Source organism: Laceyella sacchari (assembly GCF_024927925.1).
Classification (GTDB): domain Bacteria; phylum Bacillota; class Bacilli; order Thermoactinomycetales; family Thermoactinomycetaceae; genus Laceyella; species Laceyella sacchari.
In genome coordinates this window covers 943,677-969,796 of record NZ_CP103866.1, presented here as the reverse complement: position 1 = coordinate 969,796, position 26,120 = coordinate 943,677, and the positions used below count along the sequence as shown (strand labels likewise).

Annotated in this window: 23 protein-coding genes; 1 reads left to right on the top strand and 22 read right to left on the bottom strand. The window is 50.0% G+C overall.

Going from position 1 to position 26,120, the window contains the following annotated elements; translation table 11 throughout:
- Window positions 1–22: 22 nt before the first annotated feature.
- The 10 genes from pstB to citZ form a co-directional block, all read right to left on the bottom strand.
- A complete protein-coding gene (gene pstB / locus NYR52_RS04870) occupies window positions 23–781 on the bottom strand; it encodes a phosphate ABC transporter ATP-binding protein PstB (RefSeq protein ID WP_054096083.1) in 759 nt (252 codons plus the stop codon).
- Between the two features lie 22 nt (window positions 782–803).
- A complete protein-coding gene (gene pstA / locus NYR52_RS04865; RefSeq protein WP_035951616.1) occupies window positions 804–1,709 on the bottom strand; it encodes a phosphate ABC transporter permease PstA in 906 nt (301 codons plus the stop codon).
- 17 nt (window positions 1,710–1,726) lie between these two features.
- Complete coding sequence (pstC, locus tag NYR52_RS04860; RefSeq protein WP_259436418.1) at window positions 1,727–2,656, bottom strand: phosphate ABC transporter permease subunit PstC; 930 nt, start codon at window positions 2,654–2,656, stop codon at window positions 1,727–1,729.
- A 99-nt stretch (window positions 2,657–2,755) separates the two neighbouring features.
- A complete protein-coding gene (locus tag NYR52_RS04855) occupies window positions 2,756–3,688 on the bottom strand; it encodes a PstS family phosphate ABC transporter substrate-binding protein (RefSeq protein ID WP_022735841.1) in 933 nt (310 codons plus the stop codon).
- A gap of 120 nt (window positions 3,689–3,808) precedes the next feature.
- Entirely contained in the window at window positions 3,809–5,566 is a 1,758-nt protein-coding gene (gene pnpS, locus NYR52_RS04850) for a two-component system histidine kinase PnpS (protein ID WP_022735840.1), read from the bottom strand.
- The gene (locus tag NYR52_RS04845; protein WP_022735839.1) at window positions 5,563–6,276 is read right to left on the bottom strand and encodes a response regulator transcription factor; all 714 of its coding nucleotides are present in this window, start codon (window positions 6,274–6,276) and stop codon (window positions 5,563–5,565) included. Before NYR52_RS04845 ends, pnpS begins: the two co-directional genes overlap by 4 nt.
- Window positions 6,277–6,458: 182 nt before the next feature.
- Window positions 6,459–6,932: a hotdog family protein gene (locus tag NYR52_RS04840; protein ID WP_259436417.1), complete on the bottom strand. Its 474-nt coding sequence runs from the start codon at window positions 6,930–6,932 to the stop codon at window positions 6,459–6,461.
- A gap of 120 nt (window positions 6,933–7,052) precedes the next feature.
- Complete coding sequence (gene mdh / locus NYR52_RS04835; protein ID WP_022735837.1) at window positions 7,053–7,991, bottom strand: malate dehydrogenase; 939 nt, start codon at window positions 7,989–7,991, stop codon at window positions 7,053–7,055.
- Window positions 7,992–8,012: 21 nt separating this feature from the next.
- Entirely contained in the window at window positions 8,013–9,308 is a 1,296-nt protein-coding gene (icd, locus tag NYR52_RS04830; protein WP_102991868.1) for an NADP-dependent isocitrate dehydrogenase, read from the bottom strand.
- An 88-nt stretch (window positions 9,309–9,396) separates the two neighbouring features.
- Entirely contained in the window at window positions 9,397–10,512 is a 1,116-nt protein-coding gene (gene citZ / locus NYR52_RS04825; protein WP_310795332.1) for a citrate synthase, read from the bottom strand.
- Between the two features lie 535 nt (window positions 10,513–11,047).
- On the opposite strand from citZ, the gene ytvI reads away from it, so the two are divergent.
- On the top strand, window positions 11,048–12,187 hold the full coding sequence (gene ytvI, locus NYR52_RS04820; RefSeq protein WP_259436416.1) for a sporulation integral membrane protein YtvI: 1,140 nt from the start codon (window positions 11,048–11,050) through the stop codon (window positions 12,185–12,187).
- Between the two features lie 82 nt (window positions 12,188–12,269).
- Here ytvI and NYR52_RS04815 read toward each other — a convergent pair whose 3' ends face one another.
- The 12 genes from NYR52_RS04815 to NYR52_RS04760 all read right to left on the bottom strand — a co-directional run bounded on the left by NYR52_RS04815 (window position 12,270) and on the right by NYR52_RS04760 (window position 25,994).
- Window positions 12,270–12,662, bottom strand: a complete 393-nt coding sequence (locus NYR52_RS04815; RefSeq protein WP_259436415.1) for an FxsA family protein — start codon at window positions 12,660–12,662, stop codon at window positions 12,270–12,272.
- 5 nt (window positions 12,663–12,667) lie between these two features.
- Window positions 12,668–13,108, bottom strand: coding sequence for an acyl-CoA thioesterase (locus NYR52_RS04810; protein ID WP_022735832.1), 441 nt, complete (start codon window positions 13,106–13,108; stop codon window positions 12,668–12,670).
- Between the two features lie 489 nt (window positions 13,109–13,597).
- Window positions 13,598–15,352: a pyruvate kinase gene (gene pyk / locus NYR52_RS04805; protein WP_259436414.1), complete on the bottom strand. Its 1,755-nt coding sequence runs from the start codon at window positions 15,350–15,352 to the stop codon at window positions 13,598–13,600.
- 28 nt (window positions 15,353–15,380) lie between these two features.
- The gene (gene pfkA, locus NYR52_RS04800) at window positions 15,381–16,340 is read right to left on the bottom strand and encodes a 6-phosphofructokinase (RefSeq protein WP_022735830.1); all 960 of its coding nucleotides are present in this window, start codon (window positions 16,338–16,340) and stop codon (window positions 15,381–15,383) included.
- Window positions 16,341–16,476: 136 nt separating this feature from the next.
- Window positions 16,477–17,445, bottom strand: a complete 969-nt coding sequence (locus NYR52_RS04795; protein ID WP_259436413.1) for an acetyl-CoA carboxylase carboxyltransferase subunit alpha — start codon at window positions 17,443–17,445, stop codon at window positions 16,477–16,479.
- A 15-nt stretch (window positions 17,446–17,460) separates the two neighbouring features.
- On the bottom strand, window positions 17,461–18,303 hold the full coding sequence (gene accD / locus NYR52_RS04790) for an acetyl-CoA carboxylase, carboxyltransferase subunit beta (RefSeq protein ID WP_132219871.1): 843 nt from the start codon (window positions 18,301–18,303) through the stop codon (window positions 17,461–17,463).
- 69 nt (window positions 18,304–18,372) lie between these two features.
- On the bottom strand, window positions 18,373–19,050 hold the full coding sequence (locus NYR52_RS04785; protein WP_132219870.1) for a FadR/GntR family transcriptional regulator: 678 nt from the start codon (window positions 19,048–19,050) through the stop codon (window positions 18,373–18,375).
- Window positions 19,051–19,065: 15 nt separating this feature from the next.
- Window positions 19,066–20,304, bottom strand: coding sequence for an NADP-dependent malic enzyme (gene ystJ, locus NYR52_RS04780; protein ID WP_132219869.1), 1,239 nt, complete (start codon window positions 20,302–20,304; stop codon window positions 19,066–19,068).
- A gap of 171 nt (window positions 20,305–20,475) precedes the next feature.
- Window positions 20,476–20,877: a hypothetical protein gene (locus tag NYR52_RS04775; RefSeq protein WP_132219868.1), complete on the bottom strand. Its 402-nt coding sequence runs from the start codon at window positions 20,875–20,877 to the stop codon at window positions 20,476–20,478.
- 379 nt (window positions 20,878–21,256) lie between these two features.
- Window positions 21,257–21,718: a hypothetical protein gene (locus NYR52_RS04770; RefSeq protein WP_132219867.1), complete on the bottom strand. Its 462-nt coding sequence runs from the start codon at window positions 21,716–21,718 to the stop codon at window positions 21,257–21,259.
- 202 nt (window positions 21,719–21,920) lie between these two features.
- The gene (locus tag NYR52_RS04765; RefSeq protein WP_132220899.1) at window positions 21,921–22,466 is read right to left on the bottom strand and encodes a phosphatidylglycerophosphatase A family protein; all 546 of its coding nucleotides are present in this window, start codon (window positions 22,464–22,466) and stop codon (window positions 21,921–21,923) included.
- Between the two features lie 90 nt (window positions 22,467–22,556).
- Window positions 22,557–25,994, bottom strand: coding sequence for a DNA polymerase III subunit alpha (locus NYR52_RS04760; protein ID WP_132220897.1), 3,438 nt, complete (start codon window positions 25,992–25,994; stop codon window positions 22,557–22,559).
- Window positions 25,995–26,120 lie beyond the last annotated feature (126 nt).

The following is a 26,120-nucleotide window of genomic DNA, read 5'->3' as shown; positions in this document are numbered from 1 at the left end:
ACGCCTCCTTATCTGCCGGGCATTAGCCGAAACGGCCAGTGATATATTCTTCCGTCTGTTGATGATCCGGATTGGAGAACAGCTTATCCGTGTCGTTGTACTCGATCAGGTCGCCGTTCAAGAAAAAGGCCGTCTTGTCGGAGATGCGCGCCGCTTGTTGCATATTATGGGTTACAATGACAATCGTGTAATTCTTCTTCAGCTCTTGCACAAGCTCCTCAACTTTCAGGGTGGAGATCGGGTCCAAGGCTGAAGTGGGTTCATCCATCAAGAGGATATCCGGTTCTACCGCTAGGGCCCGCGCAATACACAAGCGTTGTTGTTGTCCACCGGACAATCCTGTCGCCCTGTCCTTGAGGCGGTCTTTCACTTCATCCCACAAGGCCGCCCCGCGCAAACTCCGTTCAACGATCTCATCCAGCTTCTTCTTATCGTTTAGTCCATGAATCCGCGGACCGTACGCGACGTTCTCATAAATGCTTTTGGGAAAAGGGTTGGGAGCTTGAAACACCATACCCACCCGTTTGCGAAGCATTTCCACATCTACTTCGTCAGAATAAATATCCGTGTCTTTAATCAGAATTTGCCCTTCAATCCGCACATTGGGAATCAAGTCGTTCATGCGGTTCAATGTACGCAAAAAAGTGGATTTTCCGCAGCCGGAAGGCCCGATCAACGCCGTGACCGACCGTTCATCGATATCGATATGAATATTTTTTAGCGCTTGTTTCTCGCCATAATATAAATCCAAGTTCTTTACTGAAATTGCCGTTGGATTCACCACAATCTCTCCTTCTTACGGTTTACCGCTGAAATTTGTTACGCAGGAAGATCGCCAGCCCGTTCATTGTGAGCAAGATGACCAGCAAGACGATGATTCCGGCCGCAGCCAAGTTGGAAAACTCCGCTTTGGGTTGCGCCACCCAGTTGTAAATCTGGATCGGCAACGCGGAAAACTCATCAAACAGACTGCCCGGCGTAAAGGCCAGGAATGTGGCAGCCCCCACCATAATCAGCGGTGCCGTTTCGCCGATCGCACGCGACAAGGCCAAAATCGTGCCCGTCATAATCCCCGGCAAGGCGTAAGGAAGAACAACCTTTTGGATGGTTTGCCATCTCGTTGCTCCCATTGCAAGTGATGCATGACGCAAGGAGTTGGGTACACTGGCGATGGCCTCGCGTGCCGCCACAATCACCACTGGCAAAATGAGCAAAGTGAGAGTTAAACCGCCGGCCAGCACGCTTTTTTTCAACGCCAAGATTTGCACGAAGATGGTCAGCCCCAGCATACCGAACACAATGGATGGGACTCCCGCCAAGTTGCTGATGTTGACTTGAATCAGCGTGCTGATCCACCCTTTTTTGGCGTATTCTTCTAAATAGATCGCAGCACCCACGCCGATGACAAATGTCAGCGGTGCCGTGATTGCGATCAACCAGATCGAGCCCCACAGGGCACCTTTGATTCCCGCCCGCGATGGAAACCTGGAGGCGAAATTGCTCATGAAATCAGCTGTCACATAAGACCATCCGCGCTGGAAAATATCAAACAGCAGGATGGCGAGCACCAGCACCCCGGCCAGCGTCGCCAAGAAAAACAGCCCATGTGCCAATCGGTTTCGGCCGCGGCGTTGTTTGGCCCGGGATGCGATTTTGCGCTCTTCGTCGAAGGCCCGTTCGTGATTTAGAGCCGTTTTGTGTTTGGACATCAACTCTTCAGCCGCCATCAATATTCCTCCTTATAGCGACGCGAGATATACAGCGCCAACAAATTCATCGTGAGCGTGATTACAAACAGGGTGGCACCCACCGCATAAATGGAATAATAAGGAAGGCTGTGATAAGAGACGTCCCCCGTCGACGCCTGCACCATAAATGCGGTCATCGTTTGGATCGATTCCAAATAACTGAAAGACATGTTCGGTGTCGACCCAGCAATGATGGTCACCGCCATGGTTTCACCCACTGCCCGGGAAAGCGCCAGCACAAAAGAAGCCACAATACCTGATAACGCCGCGGGCAATACCACTTTCAAAGAGACTTCCAAACGGGTAGAACCCAACCCGTACGCCGCTTCGCGGATATTGCGGGGAACCGACCGCATCGCATCTTCGCTCAAGCTGGCGATCATCGGCAGAATCATGATCCCGACCACAATGCTTGCGCTCAGCGCATTAAAAAAATCCATATCAGGGAAAACATCGCGCAATAAGGGCGTGACAAACGTAACACCAAAGTAACCAAACACAATCGTCGGGATGCCCGCCAGCACCTCCAATACCGGTTTGATTACCTGGCGGATGCGCTCCGGTGCGTATTCGCTCAAATAAATGGCACTGCCGATACCGAGTGGCACAGCGACCACCGTAGCGCCCAATGTGATTTGCAACGATCCGATCAGCAAAGGCAAAATCCCGAATTCGCGCTGATCTTCACTGAAAAGCGCCGTCCATTTCGTTCCAGTAATAAAGTCGACAAACGGCACTTCCGCAAAAAATGAGGCGGTCTCTTTGATAAGGGTGAACACGATCCCCACGGTGGTCAGTACCGACAACAGCCCGCACAGGAGTAAAAAGCCGGGGATCAGGGCTTCCATCTTCTCTCGCCAAGTCTTGTCCTTGCGAAAAAAATTCTTCTTTTCGGCCAACTGGGACATGATTACTCCCCTTTCTATCGTTAAAACGAAAGAAAAACGGGTACCCCTTTCCCGTGTGAGAAAGAGGCCCCAACTTCCGCATGGTGTTCCCATACCGGATTATTTCACTTTACTTAGACCCTCTTGATATTTCGCATCCGGCAGTGGGACATAGCCTACTTCTTTGACAAGTTCTTTCGCCGTTTCCAGATAGAACTTCACAAATTCTTTCACTTCCGGCTTTTGCAACGATTTGTTGCTTGGGTAAATGAACACCGGACGGGACAGAGGAGAGTAAGTTCCATCATTGATCGTTTGGTCAGTCGGAGCAATAGCGCCTTTGCCCGCATCGATTGGAACGATTTTCAGTTTGTCTTTGTTCTCCAGATAGTAGGCATAACCAAAGTAGCCCAATCCGCCTTTGTCGCCTTGCACCCCTTTGACCAGTACGTTGTCATCTTCGGATGCAGTATAGTCGGTGCGGCTTTTCCCTTCTTCACCAACGATTTCACCTGTAAAGTAATCAAACGTACCCGAAGCGGTTCCAGGTCCGTACAATTTGATCGGCTCCGCCGGGAAGCTGTCACGGACGTCTTTCCAGGTTTTCACTTTGGAGTTGGGCTCCCAGATTTTTTTCAATTCATCAACGGTCAATTTGTCGACGAAGTTGTTTTCTTTATTTACAACTACCGCGATGCCATCATAAGCGACAGGAATTTCAACCGGTTCGATTCCGTTTGGCTTCGCGGCTTCTTTTTCTTCCTCTTTGATCGGACGGGACGCGTCAGAAATGTCGATTTCACCGCTGGCCCACTTTTTGAAGCCCCCGCCGGTGCCCGATTCGCCAACGGTTACATTCACATCTGGATTGGCTTTCATAAATTCTTCCGCCACTGCTTGGGAGATCGGATATACGGTGGAAGAACCATCGATTTTGATCGCTCCGCTCAGTCCTTTCCCACCGCTATCGTTCTGTTTTTGCCCCCCGCAACCAACAAGGGCACCAAAAGCGAGTGTGAATGCTGCGCCGAGAATAAGCCCCTTCTTCAACATAAGCGTTTTCCCCCTAAAAGAAATGAATAATTTCCTTTCGACACTTGTACTATAAGCCTTTACTTTTATTGCAAAATAAATTGGATGTAAACGTTTTGTAAATGAAAAAGACAGGAACACCTAAGTATTCCTGTCTTTTTTCGTCATTGGGAAAGAGAGGGTGAAAGTGGTGCCTTGCCCAATTTGGCTCGTCACCTCGATTTCTCCTTGATGGGCTTCAACCAGATGCTTGACAATCGCCAATCCTAACCCGGTGCCGCCGGAGTCGCGCGCACGGGCTTTGTCCACTCGGTAAAACCGCTCAAACACGCGGGGAAGGTCTTCCTTGGGAATGCCGATGCCCGTATCAGACACTTTGCACAACCAGCTCTCGTCGCTCTTTTCCACTTCGACGGTGATGCGCCCGCCGGGGGGTGTATAGTTGCTTGCATTGGACAACAGATTCAGCAGGATTTGCCGGAACCGGTCCTTGTCAACCTCTACCTCAAATGGCTCTGCAATCTTGACACTCCATGCTTGTTGTTTGGCGCGGAACCGTTCCTCCATGGTCTTCATCACCGACTGAACCATCTGATCGATACGGATCCGTTCCCTCTTCAAGTTGATCTGTTTTGACTCGATTTTGGACAAATCCAACAACTCCCCGATCAACCGTTGCAAACGCAAGCTTTCTTCGTTGATGATTTGCAAGAACTCGCGGCAAGTGTCGGGATCGCCCATGGCCCCGTCAAGAAGGGTTTCCGAAAACCCACGAATGGAGGTGATGGGCGTTTTCAATTCATGCGACACATTGGCCACAAAATCCTTGCGCAACTGTTCCAGGCGGCGGATCGCCGTCAAGTCATGCAAAACGACAACTACTCCCACTCCGTTTCGCTCCACCCACATGGGCGCCAAATTGGCTTCCAGCATTCGTTCTTCCGGGAAATAAATCTGGATTTCATGTCTCATCCGCTCTCCCGATTCCGCGCACTCTGTGATCCAATCCGTCAAATCGTACGGATAGGTCAATTTCGTATAGGAGCGGCCGATGATGTCTTGCGCCGGCACGCCAAACAGCCGTTCAAAGGAACGGTTGACCAAGCTCACTTTGCCTGTCGGGTCAATCATAATCAATCCAGATTCAAGTGACTCGATGATGCTGTGCAAGCGGCGTTCGCTTTTCCTGATCGTCTCCATCTGTTTTTGCAAGCTGTGGGCCATGCGGTTAATCGCTTGCCCCAATTGGGCCACTTCGTCATTCCCTGTCTGTTGTACGCGCCGGTGGAATTTCTTTTGTGCGATATCCCTGGCCACTTGGGTGATTTCCTCCAGCGGGCTGGTAACGCTGCTGGCGATGCGAGAGCTGAAGAAACCTGCCAAACCATACGCGATCATCAGTCCCAAAGCGAGGGAAACCCACACCTTTTCTAATGACTGGTTCACCTCTTGAATTTCCAGTGAAATCCGGATGGCACCCACTACGTCACCATCCCGCTCCACTGGCAGAGCCGCGTGCAAAAAATTGTCTCTGATAACCGTCGGATCTTTCTTTTTCTTTTGCAACGCGCTTTCCACTTCGGGATACGCCTTGTAATTCAACGACAGATCGCCCGAAGAATCACCCAGTACACGCCCGTTTTTGTCGAAAATGGTGATCTGTGCATCTAGCGCTTTCCCATAAACTTCAGCGACCTGTTGAAACTGACGCCGTGAAGAGTGGGAGTCTGTCCAAGTGATCGTTTCTGCCAACATCCTCCCTTCCGTCTCCAGCCTCGTAGTCAAGGAATCGATATAGGAGGAACGGAGCAACAGTGCAACAAAAATCCCCGTCCCCAAGACGGAGCAACCGATCAAAAGGAGAAAAGACCAAGTGATGCGAGCGCGCAGTGACCTCATCCCCGTCTGGGCCCCTCAAATTTATACCCGATCCCGCGGACGGTTTTAATATAGACGGGGCTACGCGAGTCCGTTTCAATTTTTTCCCGCAAATGGCTCACATGCACATCAACGATACGGGAGTCGCCAATGTAATCATAATTCCAAACCGCATTCAACAACTGATCCCGCGACAACACCTTCCCCCGGTGGTTGGCCATGTACAACAATAACTCAAACTCCTTTGGCGTCAAATCGATCTCTTCTCCGTTCCTGGTGATGACATAACCTTCGGGGTCGATCACCAATTCCCCAATACGCATCAACGCTTCTTTCTCTTCCGTCTGCTCCATTCCTTTTAAAGCGTCAATACGGCGCAAAATCGCCTTGACCCTGGCGGTCAATTCCCGCGGACTAAATGGCTTGGTCATGTAATCGTCCGCACCCAATTCCAATCCCAACACCTTGTCAAATTCGTCCGTTTTGGCGGTTAACATTAAAATGGGGATGTGCTTCTTCTCCTGGCGCAGCCGGCGGCACACTTCCAAACCGTCCAGCTTGGGCAACATCAGGTCCAAGATAAGCAGGTCGGGAAAGCCGTTTTTCATCATATCCAAAGCCATTTCGCCGTCATAAGCTACATCTACTTGGAAACCCTCTTTTTCAAGGTTGAATTGCACAAGTTTCACGATGGAAGCCTCATCATCCACAACCAAGATTTTCTTGCCCATCTTATGCCCTCGCTTTCAAAAATGCTTGCTTAATCATCGTGCTTCTATTACCAAAGAAAATCATAACACAACAAAGTTAAGATTCCGTAAAGATGCATCCCCACCATAAAAAAACAGCATGGGTGTGAAACGGAAGAAACCGCCTTCTCCCTCTGTTTCACCCCATGCTATAAAAAAGCCTACTAGAAATTTTCAAACGCATCTTTGAACAACGGTTTCAACGGCCGCGGCGGAAATACTACCAGTTCCCCTTCCGCCACAATCTTGTCCCCGCTCATCCCCTTGGCCACCAACTTGACTTTCTTGTCATGATCTAGTTTGTCGCTAATTTCCAACATTAATACCACTTCATCCTGGATAAACAAGGGAGCTGGAAAATCAAACTGCATGGATTGTACCAAGCTTCCCGGACCAGGCAATTTCATCGACACCAAGGCGGAAAACCAGTTGACGAGCAGGCTCGGCGGCACGACTACCTGTTCAAATTCGGTACGCTCAGCGTAAACACTCTGCGAAAACAACGGGTTCAAGTCGTCCGCCAATCCGAGATACGAAAACACATCGCGCCGCTCTACCGTTTTGCTCTCCTCGATCCGTTCCCCTATCAACAATGTTTCATATGTTTTCCCTTGGGATTTCATATCTCTTATACGCAAGTTGGCAACCCCTTTCACTGGTGTATCCGCTTTCATTTTGCCGTATTTTCTCAATCTTCCATATACAATTTGGTCAAATACGCCCGGGAAACTTCCCGGGCATGATATTGCCTGTGGTTATTATTTTAATACTTTCATGACGTTGCGTACAGATTCGGCCGAACGATCCAACGCCGCTTTTTCCTCTTTGGTCAATTCCAGCTCGATAACCTTCTCTAAGCCGTTTCCGCCCAGAATGGTCGGCACGCCGAGAAAGAGATCGGTATAGCCATACTCCCCTTCCAGATACGCCACAGCTGGCAGAATCCGCTTTTTATCCTTGAGGATGGCTTCAGTCATTTGCACCAAGGATGCAGCTGGCGCATAATAGGCACTACCCGTTTTCAGGAGGTTGACGATTTCGCCGCCCCCTTTGCGTGTGCGCTCGATGATCGCGTCGAGCCGCTCTTGCGGAATCAGGTGTTGCAACGGAATGCCTCCGGCGTAAGAGTAACGGATGAGCGGAACCATATCATCGCCATGTCCCCCCAACACAAAACCGGTCACGTCTTCAACGGACACATTCAACTCTTGCGCCACAAACGTGCGGAAGCGAGCTGTATCCAACACACCGGATTGCCCAATCACGCGGTTTTTGGGGAAGCCGGAAGTGCGGTACGCCTCATACACCATCGCATCAACCGGATTGGACAACACAATGATGATACACTCCGGGGAATACTTGACGACCTGCTCCGTCACAGAACGGACGATCTTCGCATTGGTGGTCACCAAGTCATCGCGGCTCATACCTGGTTTGCGGGGCAAGCCAGCAGTGATGATCACGATATCAGAACCCTTGGTGTCCTCATAATTGCTCGTGCCGATGATGTTGGCGTCAAATCCTTGCACAGGACTTGCTTCCAACATATCCAACGCTTTGCCTTTGGTTGGGTCTTCGGCTTGCGGAATGTCCACCAACACGATGTCACCCAGTTCTTTTTGCGCCAGCATCAATGCTGTCGTGCTTCCGGTGAAGCCGGCGCCTACCACAGTTATTTTCCTACGACGGATAGCCATAGTCATTGCCTCCTGATTCTATTACATATTTTTGATCAGATGGTCGGCAAACTCAGAGCATTTCACTTCCGTAGCCCCATCCATCAAGCGGGCGAAGTCATACGTTACCGTTTTATCCGTAATCGTTTTGCTCATCGCTTGATAGATCAGGTCAGCCGCTTCTTGCCAACCGAGATGTTCCAGCATGAGGACGCCGGAGAGAATCACAGAACCTGGATTTACTTTGTCCAAGCCTGCGTATTTGGGGGCAGTTCCATGGGTTGCTTCAAAGATGGCGTGTCCCGACACATAGTTGATATTGGCTCCCGGCGCGATACCAATGCCGCCCACTTGTGCCGCCAGCGCGTCGGACACATAGTCGCCGTTGAGGTTCAGGGTGGCAATCACATCGTATTCCGCCGGTCGGGTCAGGATTTGTTGCAAGAATGCGTCGGCAATCACGTCTTTCACGATAATCTTGCCTGCTTCAATCGCAGCTGCCTGCGCTTGATCTGCCGCTTCGGTGCCTTGTTCAGCCTTGATGCGGTCATATTGAGCCCATGTGAACACATGGTCTTTGTAATCCCGCTCAGCCACTTCATAGCCCCAGTTTTTAAACGCCCCTTCGGTAAACTTCATAATGTTTCCTTTATGTACCAAGGTCACGCTTTTGCGCTTGTGGCGAATCGCATACTCGATCGCCGCTTTCACCAGACGCTCTGTCCCTTCGCTCGACACAGGTTTGATCCCGATGCCAGAGGTTTCAGGGAAGCGAATCTTCTTGACGCCCATTTCCTCCTGCAGGAAACGAACCACTTTCTTCACTTCCTCCGATCCGGCTTCCCACTCAATACCGGCATAAATGTCTTCGGAGTTTTCACGGAAGATGACCATGTCCACATCTTGCGGCCGTTTCACTGGAGAAGGAACCCCTTCAAAATAACGGACAGGGCGCAAGCACACATACAGATCCAACTCTTGACGCAAGGCCACATTCAAAGAGCGGATACCTCCGCCAACCGGCGTCGTGAGCGGCCCTTTGATGGCTACCAAATATTCGCGCACAGCTTCAAGCGTATCTTCCGGCAACCATTCGCCAAATTGGTTGTACGCTTTCTCTCCGGCAAACACTTCAAACCAGGCAATCTCTTTCTTTCCATTATATGCTTTTTCGACTGCGGAATCGAGAACCCGTTTAGCAGCACGCCAAATATCCGGACCGGTACCATCCCCTTCAATGAATGGAATGATCGGACGATCCGGTACATTCAATTTGCCGCCTTCTACCGTAATTTTTTCCCCGTGTGCAGGAGCTACAAGATTTTTGAATTGCGCCATGGAATCATAACACCCCTTTTTATTTATCACGAGCCTGGATGGACAAAGGGAGCGGGATCAATCGCCCCTCTCCCCATTGTATACGATTTCACTTTCTTTGGTCGATTGGAACATATGCTTGATTCGTTTCCCCGGTATACTCCGCACGCGGACGGATGAGACGGTTGTCAGCGTATTGCTCCAACACTTGCGCGGTCCAGCCCGTCACCCGGCTCATAGCAAAAATCGGAGTAAACAGATCCCGCGGAATGCCCAGATAAGTGTACACAGAAGCGGAATAGAAATCCACGTTGGGTTTGATGCCTTTTTTATCCACAACGATTTTTTCGATTTCCACTGACATTTCGTACCAGAGTTTGTTGCCCGTCTGATCTGCCAGTTGGCGGGACATTTCGCGTAAATGTTTGGCGCGTGGGTCGCCATTTTTATATACGCGGTGCCCAAAGCCCATGATTTTTTCTTTATTGTCTAATTTTTGTTGAATAGACGAAGCGATGTTCTCCAACGAACCGATCGACTCCAGCGTCACCATCACTTGCTCGTTGGCGCCGCCATGCAATGGCCCCTTCAGTGTGCCGATCGCAGTGGTGATCGCTGAATAAATGTCGGACAAGGTACCTGTGGTCACGCGGGCGGCGAATGTGGAAGCGTTTAACTCATGATCGGCGTGCAACACGAGCGCCTTGTCAAACGCCTTGACTGCCACATCGGAAGGTTCTTGCCCGTTCAGCATGTAGAGGAAGTTGGCCGCGAATCCGAGCTCAGGCTTTGGCGCCACTGGCTCCAGCCCTTGTCTAATGCGCGCAAAAGCGGTTACAATTGTAGGAATTTTCGCAGTTAATTTGATTGCTTTGCGCTGATTCGCCTCTAAGCTGTTGTCTTCCGCTTCCTCATCATATAGGGCCAGTGCGGATACGGCCGTTCTAAGCACAGACATCGGATGAACATTGTTGACATTGATTTTCAACAATTGATGCAATTCATCCGGGATGTCGGCATGGCGGGCTAACTCGCTTTTCAGTGCTTCCAGTTCAGTGCGGTTCGGCAAATGACCGTACCACAGCAGATGGGCGACTTCTTCAAAAGAAGCGTGATCGGCCAAATCATCGATGTTATAGCCCCGGTAGGTAAGTACTCCGTCAATAATGGAACTGACCGCGGAAGTACAAGCAACAACACCCTCTAAACCTTTAGCAATCGTCATCACTATCGCTCCTCTTATTAGATTTCTATATGAAAGGGCACAACATTAATAACAGATATTCATTTGTAAAGCAGAGGAATGAATGAATCGTCATTCTGTGCCGGGCACCACAGATAACTGGCGGCAAAAAAGAACACGCTTGTTCTCACTTACACAAATTTAATCCCCGCAAATTTTCAAACGCTGTAAATATATTCACGTTTTAGTGCAAGATTAAACATGATCATGATTAGCGTATGAAGCGGGATATGTGCCCATTCTTCTTGTCGTTTTTATTTTAACATAAATTGAACAAATTCGCACATAATGTGTTTTTATTTATTTCAAACGAAGCCATTGCTTTGTTAGAGTCTGTCTAAGACGACGAGCACTTCAAAGCCCTTTTCTTCGCTTCATTTGTGCATCGGCGCTCCTAGAGAAAAAGTTTTTCCATCGTTCTCACACAGCCTGATGTGCGGCTATCTTTTGGTTTCTCTAAAAAATGGTATAATTATTGGGAACCTAAAACGGATTTTAGTTGATGGGAGGTTATTCCATGTTATTTCCCGCCTGGTTGGGGCCCATCGCACGTGCAATGATCGTCTTAGCCTCAATTGTGGCCGCTTTTTACATCTTGTCCTTTTTGCTCCCGCTCCTTTATCCGTTTGTGTTGGGCTGGCTGATCGCCCTGATGATTGAACCCATGGTGAAATGGCTTGAGCGTCGAGTACGCCTTCCGCGCTGGGCGGGCGTTACACTCATCCTATTCTTATTGCTCACTTCACTTCTGTCGCTACTGATTTTTATCATCGCGGAGTTGGTTGTGGAACTGACCCATCTCGCCGATTTTCTCCCCGCGTTTCTGAATAAGGCTGGCAATCTGTTTGTAGACACCTTCACAAAAGAAACCACCGGTGTCAGCCGCTTAATTGAGAGCGTCCAAGCATATCTGGAGAAAAATCCGGAACACCAGCAACGCATCTCCCAGAGCATCCAAGAGAACATCGGCATCATCGCCAACAAAGGGACGGAGTCGATCACTGAAATCGTAGCAGCCATCGGCCGGTTCCTCGGGGACTTGCCGTATTACATCACGGTGTTGGTCTTTATCACGTTGGCCGCTTTCTTCATCTCGCTCGATTGGCCCCGGCTAAGCCGCAATCTGTTGGTCTGGGTTCCTGAGCATTTCCACAAAACGGCCAGCCTGATCTCAGCGGATTTGAAAAAAGCGCTGTTCGGCTTTGTCAGAGCTCAGCTCACCTTGATCTCCATCACCGCTGTCATCATGTTTGCAGGGCTGATGATCTTGCAAGTGCCATACGCATTCACCATGGCGTTCATTATCGGGTTGGTGGACCTGTTGCCCTATCTGGGCGTCGGCGCCGTGTTGGTGCCTTGGGTCATTTATCTGTTCCTTATCGGAAACATCCAATTGGCCACTGGCTTGAGCATCGTCTATGCGATCATCATCATTATTCGCCAGTTCTTAGAGCCCAAATTGGTCGCCAGCAACGTGGGCATCGACCCACTGCTCACCCTGATCTCCTTGTTTGTCGGTCTGAAACTTTTCGGGATCATCGGATTGGTCATTGGGCCGGTGACCGTGGTGGTAGGCTTGGCTCTCCACCGTACCAACGTGTTTCGGGATATCTGGAGATATATCATCGGAGCACCAAAAAACAATATCCCCGCATAGCTTTAATCAAGCCGAGGATATCACAGTTGCAGCTCTTGGCACCGCTTTGGAGCGGATTTGACCAAGAGCTGCGTTCATGTTATCACCAACGTCTGATGTGCCAGTCGCCACGGGCTAATTTCGTTTGAATCCATTTTTTGAGAAAGATTTTCACAAATGTACGCGTGTATGGAAAAACCAGCACAAACCCGACAATATCAGAGAAAAACCCCGGGGTGATCAATAATACCGCTCCCGCCAAAATACATGCTCCATCCAAGAGCGCTTCGCCCGGCAACTCACCTTTTTGCAATTGCAATTGAGCCAACCGGTATGTTTGCCATCCTTCCTTCCTCGCCAAATAGCCACCGAGTACGCCTGTGGCAATGACCAAAAATACCGTCGGCCAAGGCCCGATCCACTGACCAACCGTTATTATCCCCCACAATTCAATAGCAGGAACTACGATGATCAATCCCAAAATCAACCAAAACACGCACCTCATCCTCTTTCTACCGCGAAAATCTGTGCAAGCGTACCATACAGTTCTGGATACGCCTGTTTCAAATTCACTCTTTTCATCTCTTTATTCACCCATAAATGCACAGAACTCCCCTTGCATAGCACCGTCTCTGTCTCCGCATGAACCACGTCGTACTTAAACGCGATTTTCCCACCGGACAAGTCGGCAATGGAAGTACGAACAATCACTTCGTCATCATATCTGGCTGGATGCATATACTTACAGTGGATGTCCACAACGGGAAGCAACAATCCTTTTTGTTCCATTTGTTGATAGGATATCCCATATGAACGAATCCACTCTGTTCGGCCGACCTCAAACCACGTCAAATAATTGGCATGATACACGACTCCCATCTGGTCTGTTTCTTGATAACGAACTCGGATCTTAGTCTCACTCACATTTGCATAGTTGGCCATTACTCCTACCTCCACGCTTTGGGTCTTTTTTGGGATGGAATGCGATGGCGAGTCTTTCCCTGAATGGAACTAGGGACAAAGCCAGCGCCATGCCGCTTGGGTTCAATGTTTAAAATGACACTTTGTTAACAATCCATGACTTTTGGCTCATTGTTAAAAAAACGAGTTGTTCTTTATAATAGCAATAGCTCAGCTGGCACATATTCCGCAGTCATTTCTCACATAATGAGAATGACTCGTTGATGGATACCATATTTCACGTGTTGATTCGCCATCGGCTGATCCCGCTGCTCAACACCGTTGAACATATACGTTGCAACGAAAGGAGAGACAAACACATGAACCTCAGAAAAAGAAAGAAAATACGAAGAAAACTACGTTGGTGGATTTATCCCCGTCTTCGGTTACTCTAACATCCAATATACCAATAAAACCCTGCATCTAAAAGATCCAAAGAAAAAGCGCTGGACACTTCCAGCGCTTTTTTCTTTACAGGACATTGGCTTTGCCTGCATAGATATGGCCACGATCCACATTCACCGTGATTTCTTTCTCATTGGCAAGCAGCTCACATGCATTTTCCACGCCTACGACGACCGGCACGCCCAAACTTACGCCAACCACAGCTGCATGAGAGGTAAGCCCTCCCTCTTCCGTGATGACCGCAGCTGCCCGTTTGAAGGATTCGATCATCTCTTTATCCGAAGCTTTCACCACGATGATGCCGCCATCCACCATATTTTCGTTGATCTCAGCCGCTGTGCGCCCCGTGACGACAGGTCCGGTGACTACCTGTTTCCCTATACCTTGCCCCCGTGCCAAAAATCCGCCGATCACATGCACTTTCATCAGGTTGGTGGTACCGGATTTGCCGACAGGTACACCTGCCGTGATCACAACCAAGTCTCCTTGGTTGACAAATCCATGCTCCAGTGCGGTAGCAATCGTGGAGTGGAACATTTCATCCGTGGTGTTAGCACGCGTACCCAACAGCGGATATACTCCCCAGACGAGCGCCAATTTGCGGGCCACATCTGGATTCCGCGTAATTGCGACAATCGGGGCTTGTGGGCGATACTTGGAAACCATCCTTGCCGTAAACCCAGATTCGGTCGGGGTCAGCACTGCGGCACAATTCAGCATTTGTGCAGTGTGTACCACAGCTTGGCTGAGTGATTCAGTGATGGTGTAATCGATCTCTCTCATCTTCTGCTTGAAATTCTCTTCATAGCGCAATGTCGCTTCCGTCCGCACAGCGATACGGGCCATCGTGCTGACAGCCTCAACTGGATATTTCCCTGCTGCGGTTTCACCTGAGAGCATAATCGCGTCGGTGCCATCCAGAATCGCATTAGCCACGTCGCTCGCTTCGGCGCGGGTCGGACGGGGATTGCGTTGCATGGAGTCTAACATCTGCGTAGCCGTGATTACCGGTTTGCCCAATTGGTTGCACTTACGGATCGCTTCTTTTTGAACCACGGGCACCTCTTCCACCGGGATTTCCACTCCCAAATCACCGCGAGCCACCATCAAGCCATCGCTCACTTCCAATATCCCGTCCAGATTATCTATACCCTCTTGGTTTTCGATCTTGGAGATGATTTGAATGTCAGCGCCGTGTTCTTCCAGAATTTCGCGGATTTCCAATACGTCTTGCGGTTTACGCACAAACGAAGCCGCGATGAAATCCACCTTTTGCTCGATACCGAAGCGGATATCGGCGGCGTCTTTTTCAGTAATCCCGGGCAAATTGATTTTCACTCCGGGCACATTTACCCCTTTGCGGCTTTTCAACGTTCCCCCGTTCAAAATGGTGCAAGTGATTTCCGTGCCCTCTACGCTCTCCACTCGCAAACCGATCAAACCGTCATCGATCAAAATAATTGAACCTGGGTGAACATCGGCAGCCAGGCCCGCATAAGAGATGGAAATCCGTTTCGCATCTCCCTCAATCTGCTCAGTAGTCAAAATGATCTGTTCGCCCGCAATCAATTCGACTGACGGATCTTTCAATTCGCCTGTGCGGATCTCCGGCCCTTTGGTGTCCAAAAGAATCGCCACCGTTTGCCCCAGTTCGGCAGCCGCTTGACGAATGTTTTCAATGCGTTTTCCATGTTCTTCATACGATCCGTGCGAGAAATTGAGGCGAGCCACATTCATCCCATTGGCAATTAATTTTTTCAGTGTGGCCACATCTTCACTGGCCGGACCAATTGTACATACGATTTTTGTTTTGCGGAGCATTTCTTTGTCATCTCCTCTAGCTTCTCAATTATATGGACAAAATCTTCGCCAAATCATACAATTCCATGCGCGGTTGGTGTTTTTGGGAAAGGGCTTCGTCAAAATCGATTCCGATGACGTCATTGTTGCGGATAGCCACCATCATGTCTCGTTGGCCACTCAGCAACAGTTCCACAGCTTTGGCGCCCATGCGGCTAGCCAACACCCGGTCGAACGCAGTTGGAGAACCGCCGCGTTGCACATGCCCAAGCACCGTCACCCGCGTCTCCCAGCCCAATCTGTCCGTAATCTTATCGGCTACATCCAGACCGCTGCCAACCCCTTCGGCAACGATGATGATGCTGTGCTTTTTCCCGCGTTCCGAACTTCGCTGCAAACGCTCCACGATTTCATCAATCTGGTAAGGTGCTTCCGGAATCAAGATGGACTCAGCCCCGTCAGCCAAACCGGCCCAAAGAGCAATATCTCCGGCATCGCGACCCATCACTTCCACAATATACGTACGTTCATGCGAAGTCGCCGTATCCCGAATTTTATCGATACATTCAACCACTGTATTTACTGCGGTGTCAAAGCCGATCGTGAAATCGGTCGCTGGGATGTCATTATCGATTGTACCCGGAACACCGATCGTTGGGAAGCCGAGCGCAGTCAATTTTTTGGCGCCTTGGAAACTTCCATCCCCACCGATGACTACCAATCCGTCGATTTGATGTTTTTTCAGTTGCTCTACCGCTTTTTGGCGCCCTGCTTCAGTTTTAAACTCTTCGCAACGCGAGCTGTAAAGCACTGTGCCTCCGCGATGGATAATGTCTCCTACCGTGCCCAATTCCATTTTTTCAATATCCCCTTGGATGAGGCCTGTATAACCACGATAAACTCCATACACCTCTAATCCATGATAGTACCCGCTACGCACAACGGCGCGGATAGCCGCATTCATTCCTGGGGCGTCTCCACCGCTAGTTAAGACCGCGATCCGTTTCATCCTAATCACCTCAACATGTAAAATTCCCTATCCCATAGGGACAAAAAACGTCCAGTCGGGACAAAAAGAGAAACCGTGCAGAACGGTTTCAACTTGGACAAGCATCCTAATTAACCTCCTCTGAACCTTTCCCGGTTCAGACGGTAACAAGTGATGTGAAATCACCTATGCTCGCAAACTTTTGGTAGCGATCTTCGACAAGTTCTACTGGACTCATCGGAGACAATTCATCCAAATGGTCAATCAATGCTTGTTTAATATATTTTGATTGTAACATGGGATCTCTATGAGCTCCACCTTTTGGCTCTGGAATAATTTCATCAATCACGCCGAGCGCTTTTAAATCGTCGGAAGTAATCTTCAATGCTTCCGCTGCCTCTTGCGCTTTCGTAGCATCACGCCATAAAATAGCCGCTGCGCCTTCTGGAGAAATGACTGAGTAATAGGCGTGTTCCAACATCAACAAGCGGTTGCCCACACCGATTCCCAGGGCTCCGCCGCTTCCGCCTTCCCCTGTCACTACGCAGACAATCGGCACCTTAAAACCGGCCATTTCACGTAAGTTGCGGGCGATCGCTTCACTTTGGCCGCGCTCTTCTGCTTCGATCCCGGGATGGGCCCCTTGGGTATCAATGAAACAAATAATAGGCCGCCCAAATTTATCTGCTTGTTGCATCAAACGCAACGCTTTGCGATATCCTTCGGGATGGGGCAAGCCAAAGTTGCGGGCGATTTTGTCTTTGGTGTCGGTTCCGCGCTCATGGCCGATCACTGTCACTGTCCGTCCGTTTAATTTGGCAATGCCCCCGATAATCGCCGGGTCGTCGCCATAAAGTCGGTCGCCATGAAGTTCCATGAAATCGTCAAACACCGTTTTCAAATAATGCAAGGTGGTCGGCCGGCCGGCATGGCGGGCGATTTGGATTTTGTTCCAAGTGCTGAGGTTGCCGTAAATCTCATTTTCCAGACGAATGGCCTTAGCTTCCAACGTGGCAATCTCTTCGGACAGATCAATGTCCTTCTCTTTCGTAAATTGTTCGAGCTCCTCGATTTTGTTTCTCAATTCCATCAACGGTTTTTCAAATGGCAAATAACCCTGTTTCATTGAAAGCTTCCTCCTTTACGCGTGAAACTCCAAGATTTTGATAAGAGTGTCACGCAATTCCCCCCGGGGAACGACCATGTCCAACTGCCCATGCTTCAACAGGAATTCAGCCGTTTGAAAATCATCCGGCAGTTTTTGCCTAACCGTCTGCTCAATCACGCGGCGCCCCGCAAAGCCGATCAACGCTCCCGGCTCGGCGATATTGATGTCGCCCAGCGATGCAAAACTGGCCGATACGCCACCTGTGGTCGGATTGGTCAGCACAGACACAAACAATACTTTCTCACGATGCATTTTTTCCAACGCGGCGCTGGTCTTGGCCATTTGCATCAACGACAGTACGCCTTCTTGCATACGTGCCCCACCCGATGCACAGAACAAAATAAATGGAATTCTCTTGGTCGCTGCCCGTTCTGCCGCCCGGGCGATCTTCTCACCAACCACCGAACCCATGCTCCCCATGCGGAATCGGGAATCCATCACCCCGATGATGGCAGGGTATCCGCCGATTTTGCCTTCCGCCGTCACGACTGCTTCATTCAGCTTAGTCTTGTTCATGTCGGCTTGTACCTTTTTGACGTAATCCGGAAATTCCAGCGGGTCTTTGGAGATGAGCTCTTGATCGTATTCGTGGTATTCACCATTGTCAACCAACGATTGCAAACGCTCGGGTGCGCTCATGGGGAGATGGTGTCCACACGCTTTGCACACCTTTAAATTTTTCTCCAGCTCTTTTGTGATCAAAATGGTTCCGCACTTAGGGCACTTCTGCATAATCCCTTCGGGGATGTCTTTCTTCACTTGCTCAGAAGGGATCGTTGCATACTTCTTCGGTTTTCTGAACAAATCACGTAACACGATAACACCTCATCTGAGTCCTTTAAATTTTTTGCTGTCCGATATGAATATCATACCATTGTTGACCGATCAGTTATATGCGATCATGTCCAATATTTCTACCAATAACAAAGAGGCTTGCGCTTGGCGACGCTCTTTGAGGGCCTCAATCAATTGTTCGTATTTTGGCAATAACCGGTGCCAACAGGCCTCGTCCAATTCCCAGTCCTCTGGCACGACGGCTTGGATAAATTTCGTAATCGGCACCCAGATGCGTTTTAACAAATAATTGTCTGCCATCTGGATGATCCGCTTGTGAAACTGTTCAATATGCGCGGAGGGGTTGGCATTTTGCTCTACGGCCGCTTTCATCTCAGCCAACAGCTTTTCCAACGAAGCGACCTCTTGTTCAACCCGTTTGCTGAACGCCAATCGAATAGCGCCCAACTCGAGCAGTTCCCTCATCTCCAACAAGCCCTGTTTGGACTTGTCATCCTGCAAAATAAAGCGCGCCAGAAGATCAACCATATGATGAGCATAATAAGGTTCCAAATAAGTGCCTTCGCCTCTTCTGGTGCTGATCAAGCCCAACAGTTCCAAGGATCTGAGAACTTCACGGACGGATGAACGACCCGCTCCCAACCGTTCGGACAATTCCCGTTCCGAAGGCAGCCGGTCTCCGGGGCGCAATCCGTCTTCTTCAATGATGTCATGGATTCGTTCCAATATTACTTTGAATTTGCTGTAACTCGTTTCCGCGCTTGCCACGTCTTCTTATCACCCTTATCGTACCGTTGTTGCAGATAAGCTGAGTGTTTTTGCATACACTTCTTGCGGATCTATATGGATGCGCGCTTGACCTGTCTCCATCGCCACCCGCGCCACCTCTCTGGCGACAACGGCGGCAACCCGCTTGTCAAAAGGCGAAGGGATTACATAATCAGGACGCAATTCATGTTCCTGGATCAAGCCTGCGATCGCATACGCGGCCGCTATTTTCATCTCTTCGGTAATCGCTTTCGCCCGGACGTCCAACGCGCCACGGAAAATGCCCGGAAAGGCGAGCACATTGTTCACTTGGTTTGGATAATCAGATCGGCCGGTTCCGATCACTTTCGCCCCGGCCCGCATGGCCTCTTCCGGCATGATTTCCGGAGTAGGATTAGCCATGGCAAAAATGACAGCATCTTTGTTCATGGAGCGAACCATGGCTGGTGTTACCGCGCCGGCCACCGACACGCCGATAAACACATCCGCGCCTGTAATCACTTCTTCCAATTCACCTTGGCGTTTCTCACGGTTCGTCGTTTTGGCGATCTGTTCCTTAATCGGATTCATCCCAAACGGCCTTCCTTCATAGATCGCCCCTTTACTATCGCACATAATCACGTCTTTTACTCCAAGCGACAGCAACAACTTGATGATGGCGATACCGGCTGCCCCCGCCCCATTGGTGACGACACGGATCTCATCCATCCGCTTGCCCACCACTTTTAAGGCGTTGATCATTCCTGCCAAGGTCACAATGGCAGTGCCGTGCTGATCATCATGAAAAACAGGAATGTCCAACTCCTGCTTCAAGCGCTCTTCGATCAGGAAGCAGTTGGGAGCGGCGATATCTTCCAGATTGATCCCGCCGAATGTGGGCGCCATCAACTTCACCGTGTCTACGACTTTATCGACATCCACCGTATCCAAGCAGATGGGAAAAGCATCCACTCCTGCAAACTCTTTAAACAACACCGCTTTCCCTTCCATAACCGGCATGGCCGCATGCGGACCGATGTTGCCCAACCCCAGCACGGCGGTTCCGTTGGACACAACGGCTACCAAATTCCCCTTCATCGTGTAATCATAGATTTTCCCTTGATCATCGTAAATATCGCGACAAGGTTCGGCCACGCCTGGTGAATATGCAAGGCTCAAATCATGTGCGTCATGCACCGGCACTTTGGAATGCACTGCTAACTTTCCTTGCATCTCCTGATGCAATTTCAGTGCTTCATCCCGTATTGTAGACAAAACATCTCGCTCCTTTTTTACACGCTTGGTGGTCTGACCACCGGTAAATCACATTATATCAAAACTGTAACCAGGAGAAAACGGACGACCAGGCGCGCCTAATAGAAAAAGGCTACTGTTTTCCCCTCCAGTAGCCGTTTAACACACTTTTTCGCTTGTCTGGTACGTTTATTATTTTAAGGAAACGACTTCCTTAAAACCGTTCCATTGCAATTCTACTTGCACATTTTTCTTTTCGGGATTAGCATTTGGCTGCACGACGCTTTCAATGATAGCGGTTCCCTTTTCATCCAACATGACATTTTGATGATTGGTAGTGTTGTTGCTGTCTTTAACCATGACCAACACATTCCCCACCACTAACACATCTTTGCCTAAGTATTTCACCGTAACCTTTTCGGAACCGTCGCTATCATCGTGATACTGATAAGCCAATGCCACTTCCCAATGTTTGCTTTTCCCCGACAATTGCCCACTTACCGATTTATTCGCGCAAGCGCTCAACAGCACCCCCATCAAGCATAAGAGAAAAGCGGAAACACGGTACTTTTTTCCCCATTGTAACTCCATCATCCCATTTCCCCTTACTCTTTGAAAACTATGCCGCCCTATGCAGTCGTGGCGCAGCCGCTTCGACAACAGGCTGGCACCATCTATAATTTAACATTTATATATATCAATTAACCAATAGCACAAACTTACCAATTCCTTAATAATCCTCTTATTTTCATTATTAATCTTCGTGTTTTCTATATTAATCTTACATAAATTTATTTTCTTGTTCTTTTTTGTTGTCGATTTCCCTTTTTTCCGGCACCGATTTTGGCCATGACCACAGCAACAAAAAGAAAAAAAAGGAATCCTGCAAGCACCAAACATTGGTACAAAAACGCCAACAAGCGACCTCCCCCTTTCTCATGCTTCACCACAGAAAAAAAGGGCTTACGCCCTTCTATTGAAATATGCCCACAGCTTGCCTATGCATTTGTTGCAATTCGATTTCCCGTTCGGTGTTTAATTCCAGAACCAGCCCCCGCAGATAAGCCAGCAATTCCTCAGGGTCGGCGGACAGCAAGCTGAGGTCTTCTCCCATCCACACCTGCCATCCCCGACCCGTTTCGTCCAGCCGGACAATGATGTCCATTGCAAAGGTAACATCAAAAAAGCGCCATTGGGCATCAGATTTCACGATTTTTTCCAGATAATAGGGCATGTCTGACCGAAACCGGTCATAGATCGGCTCCAAGTGGCGCATCGCCTCTTCACGATCTTCACAGAGCGCCGAAGTTGTTCCCATGTCAATGAGAATATTCCCGTCTTCCAATCCCGAAACGGCTATTTCCTGATTGGTAATGGGATCCACAATGTTTCGTTTGGCATGGTTGGAAATCAACCATTTCAATGCGCTTCTCATACCCAGCTCGCTCCTTGACAATATTTTCATGTTAAATGGAAATAATAGAAATATACCAAATTTTTATCACAATTTTATTATAATCTTAACTCATGAAAAAACGAACCATCATTCACTGTTTTCACATAAAAAAGCCCACGCCGGCAATCATCATTGGGCGTGGGTTACTTGCCCATTGGGGAAACACCAAACTATCAACCATTTACTCCGTTAAAGCATCCGGTGTTTCCAGCTTCCCCAGCGGGCCCATCTCGCTTGCGCGGTCAGCCGCATAGCGGCGCACATCCGGGTTCTGGTGCGCGATACGAGCAGACGCGGCCGCCGCGATACCTGCAACGAGATCATCCAGAAAAACATGGATCTGCTCGTCGTGATTGTTCAATTTTTTCATCAGACCAATTTTGTTTTTATCCAAGTAACCAAAACTGGTCAAACCAATCGTCCCATATACGTTGGTAATGCTCAGCGCGAGAATCTCATCGATCCCGTACAATGGTTCATCCGCTTCCATGATGCGCTGGAACGGTTCCGGCAACAGCTTCTTCTCCGCCAGCACATCAAGGGACACCCCTGTGATGACAGCATGTTGCACCTCGCGTTTGCGCAAGACCGCATGCACGTTGTTCACGCATTCTTCCAAAGTCAGATTTTTATTGTAAGGCGCCTGCAACTGGTACACTATATGGGAAATCCCTTCAATGGTCACACCGCGCTCATTGAGCAGCTTAATGACATGATCGTAGAATATGGTTCTCACCTTCTTTGGATATCGACTCGTTCAGGTCGGTGCCGAAAAGAGCGGAGTCTTAAAAGATATGCCACCCCGCCAGCAGGTATGTCACTTTTGCGTGACGCGAAAACTGTTTGCTCCCATGATAACTTCCACTTGTTGGCGACATGCAGGAGTCGGTGTGATCGCGTACCGTTCTTCGGAAAGCGCCAGCACTTTCTTAGTCCGTTCATAATAAAGGTAAACGGGCGTCTCCCCCTTGTGTAACTTCAGCACCTCTTGCAAGCGCCGGAGCCGCTCCTCGGTCTCCCGCTGGGGGGGAATGCGAATATACACCTTCTGCGCCGGACCGACCAAAGGCGGCGCGGGACGGGATGCGAACGCGACACGGGACAGGTCGGCCACTTCATCGGCGATGAGCTTCACTCCTTCATCTTGCAGTTGCACTTTCGCGCGGATGAACACCGGTTGTTCCGGTTGCAACAATGTACGAGCAGCGCGGAACACTTTGGGGAACACCACTACTTCGCAAGTACCGCTACGATCCTCGATCTGGACAAAGGCCATCGGTTCACCTTTTTTGGTTTGAATCGGTTTGACATCCGTGATCCAAGCGCCCACTTTGACCTCTTCCCGGTCCCGGCATCCCATCAAGGCATGCAAACGGTGCGTGGCCCGCTCTTGGATCACCGGAGCGTACTGGTCAAGCGGATGACCGGATAAAAATAAGCCCAATAATTCCCGTTCACGATCCAACTGGTCGCGTTCTGTCAGCGAAGCGGATGGCGCCTCTTCCAACAAACGCGCAAAATCAAACGCTTCATCGGCCAAGCCCAAGCTCAACTGCTGTTTGCCTGAACGCGTTCGGTTCGCCGCAACCCATTCCAGCACTTCGTCTAGCAAATACAAGTTTTGCGAGCGGCTGCCTGGCATAGAATCGCAGGCTCCGCACTCAATCAACGACTCCAACACGCGCCTGTTGCACACCCGCAAATCCACCCTGGCGCACAGATCGGCCAAGTTTTCAAATGGGCGTCCTTGCCGCCCTTTGATCAACTCCCGAATGGCCAAGGTGCCAACATTTTTGATGGCCGCCAAGCCAAATCGAATCGCTTTCCCTTCCACCGAAAAGGCTTCTTCACTTCGCTGCACATCGGGCGGCAAAACAGCGATCCCCATCCGGCGGGCTTCCTCGATGTACTCCGCCAATTTGCCTTGGCTCCCCATCACCGATGTCATTAATGCTGCCATAAACTCGACCGGGTGATTAGCTTTCAAATAAGCCGTCTGATAAGCCAACACACCATATGCGGCCGAATGGCTACGATTAAAACCGTAATCGGCAAATCGCACGATCAAATCATAAATCTGATGCCCGGTCTGTTCGTCATATCCCTTGTCCACACAGCCTCCTACAAAAGCGTTTCGTTGTTCATGCAAAAGTTCCTTCTTCTTTTTCCCGACCGCGCGCCGCAATAAATCAGCCTGTCCAAGGGAAAAACCAGCCATTTTGGCCGCTATTTGCATGATTTGCTCCTGATACACGATAATCCCGTACGTGTTTTTTAGAATCTCTTCCAGATCGGGGTGGGGATACGTCACTTTTTCCAACCCGTGTTTCGCTCGGATATATCGCGGAATCTGCTCCATCGGCCCCGGTCGGTACAAAGCTAAAACAGCGATGATATCTTCAAAATGCGTCGGCTTCAACTCTTTGAGCACCTTGCGCATGCCCGGTGATTCCATTTGGAACACCCCGGTGGTGTCCCCTTTGGACAACAGCGCGTACGTCGCCGGATCATCGAAGCGAGCACCGTCAAATGAAACGATGGTCCCGGAATTTTCCCTCACCAACTCACGCGTCTTCTCGATCACCGTCAAGTTGCGCAAACCTAAAAAATCCACCTTCAGCAATCCGATATCCTCCAGCACCTCCATCGGGTACTGAGTCAATGGAATTCCATCGTTTCCCGCCTGGAGCGGCACATGATCGGTCAGGGGTGTGCTAGCGATAACCACTCCTGCGGCATGGGTGGAAGCATGCCGGGGCATCCCCTCGATCTTGGCTACCGTCCGCATCAGTTGCGCCGTTGCCGGATTCTTCATCAATTCCTTCAAAGCGGGCTCCTGCTGAAACGCTTTGGCCAAGGTCATGCCGGGACTTCCTGGAATTAGCTTGGCCGCGCGATCCACTTCTCTGTAAGGCAATCCCATCACCCGGCCCACATCCCGCACTGCGGCCCGCGGCGCCATCGTCCCAAAGGTGATGATCTGCGCTACCCGCTCAGCTCCATACTTGTCCACCACATACCGGATCACTTCATCGCGGCGTTCATAGTTGAAATCGATGTCGATATCCGGCATGCTGATCCGCTCGGGATTGAGAAACCGTTCAAAAAAGAGCCGATACTTCAGCGGGTCGATATCGGTGATGCGAAGGACATAGGACACCAAACTCCCCGCCGCCGAACCTCGCCCCGGTCCCACTGCGATCCCCCGCTCATGGGCGAACCGGACAAAATCCCACACCACCAAAAAATAATCATTAAAGCCCATCCGGTCGATAACCGACAGTTCATAGTCCAACCGCTCAACCACCTCGGGGGTCAACTGGCCAAACCGCTCAATCGCCCCCTGGCGGCAAAGCTCCCGCAAATAAGCTCCAGCCTCCACACCTTCCGGCAAGGGAAATTTGGGCAACAGGCGGCCACCCAAAGGGATCTCAACCTGGCAACGTTCGGCGATATCCACCGTGTGATGCAAAGCCTCGGGTACATGTCCAAAACACCGATGCATCTCTTCCGCCGATTTCAGGTAATATTCTTTGGTCGGAAAACGCAACCGCTCTTCATCGGCCAATTTGCTGCCAGTCTGAATGCAAAGGAGGCAATCATGCACTTCATGATCACCTTGGTGTGTATAATGCACGTCATTGGTCGCAATCAGCTTCACTCCCAGCTCTTTTGACCAAGAAATCAGCTGGCGGTTTACCCGTTCTTGTTCCGGAAGCTGATGGTCTTGCAATTCAAAAAAGAAATGATCCGGCCCAAAGATGTCTAAATACTCCATTACCAATCGTTTCGCTTCCGCCAAATCGCCCGCCAAAATCGCCTGCGGAATCTCCCCTCCCAAGCACGAACTGGTAGCGATCAGCCCTTGCCGGTATTGGCGCAACAGCGCTTTGTCAATACGGGGCTTATAATGGAACACCCGCAGATGGGCCTCGCTTGTCAAACGCAGCAAATTTCGATACCCTGCATCCGTTTCGGCAATCAGCAACAGATGGTAATTCTTTTGCTCCCTGAGCGGCCGCTTATCATGGAGCGACCCTGCTGTCAGATACATTTCACAACCGATGATAGGCTTGATGCCGGCTTCCTGACACGCTTTATAGAAAGGCACCACGCCGTGCATCGCGCCATGATCTGTGATGGCGAGCGCCTTCATTCCCAGTTGTTTGGCGGTTCGCACCAGCTCTTCGATCCGGCTGGCCCCGTCCAGCAAACTAAATTCCGTATGCACATGAAGATGAACAAAGTCTTTCAACCGATCCACGCCGACCCCTCCTCTTTCCCTCTTATTATAACGAAACCGGCTTGTCCGAACATCCTTTCCCCCTACCCATTGTCCACATAATTGCTCTCGCTCCTTCATATTCTTTAGGAAAATCAG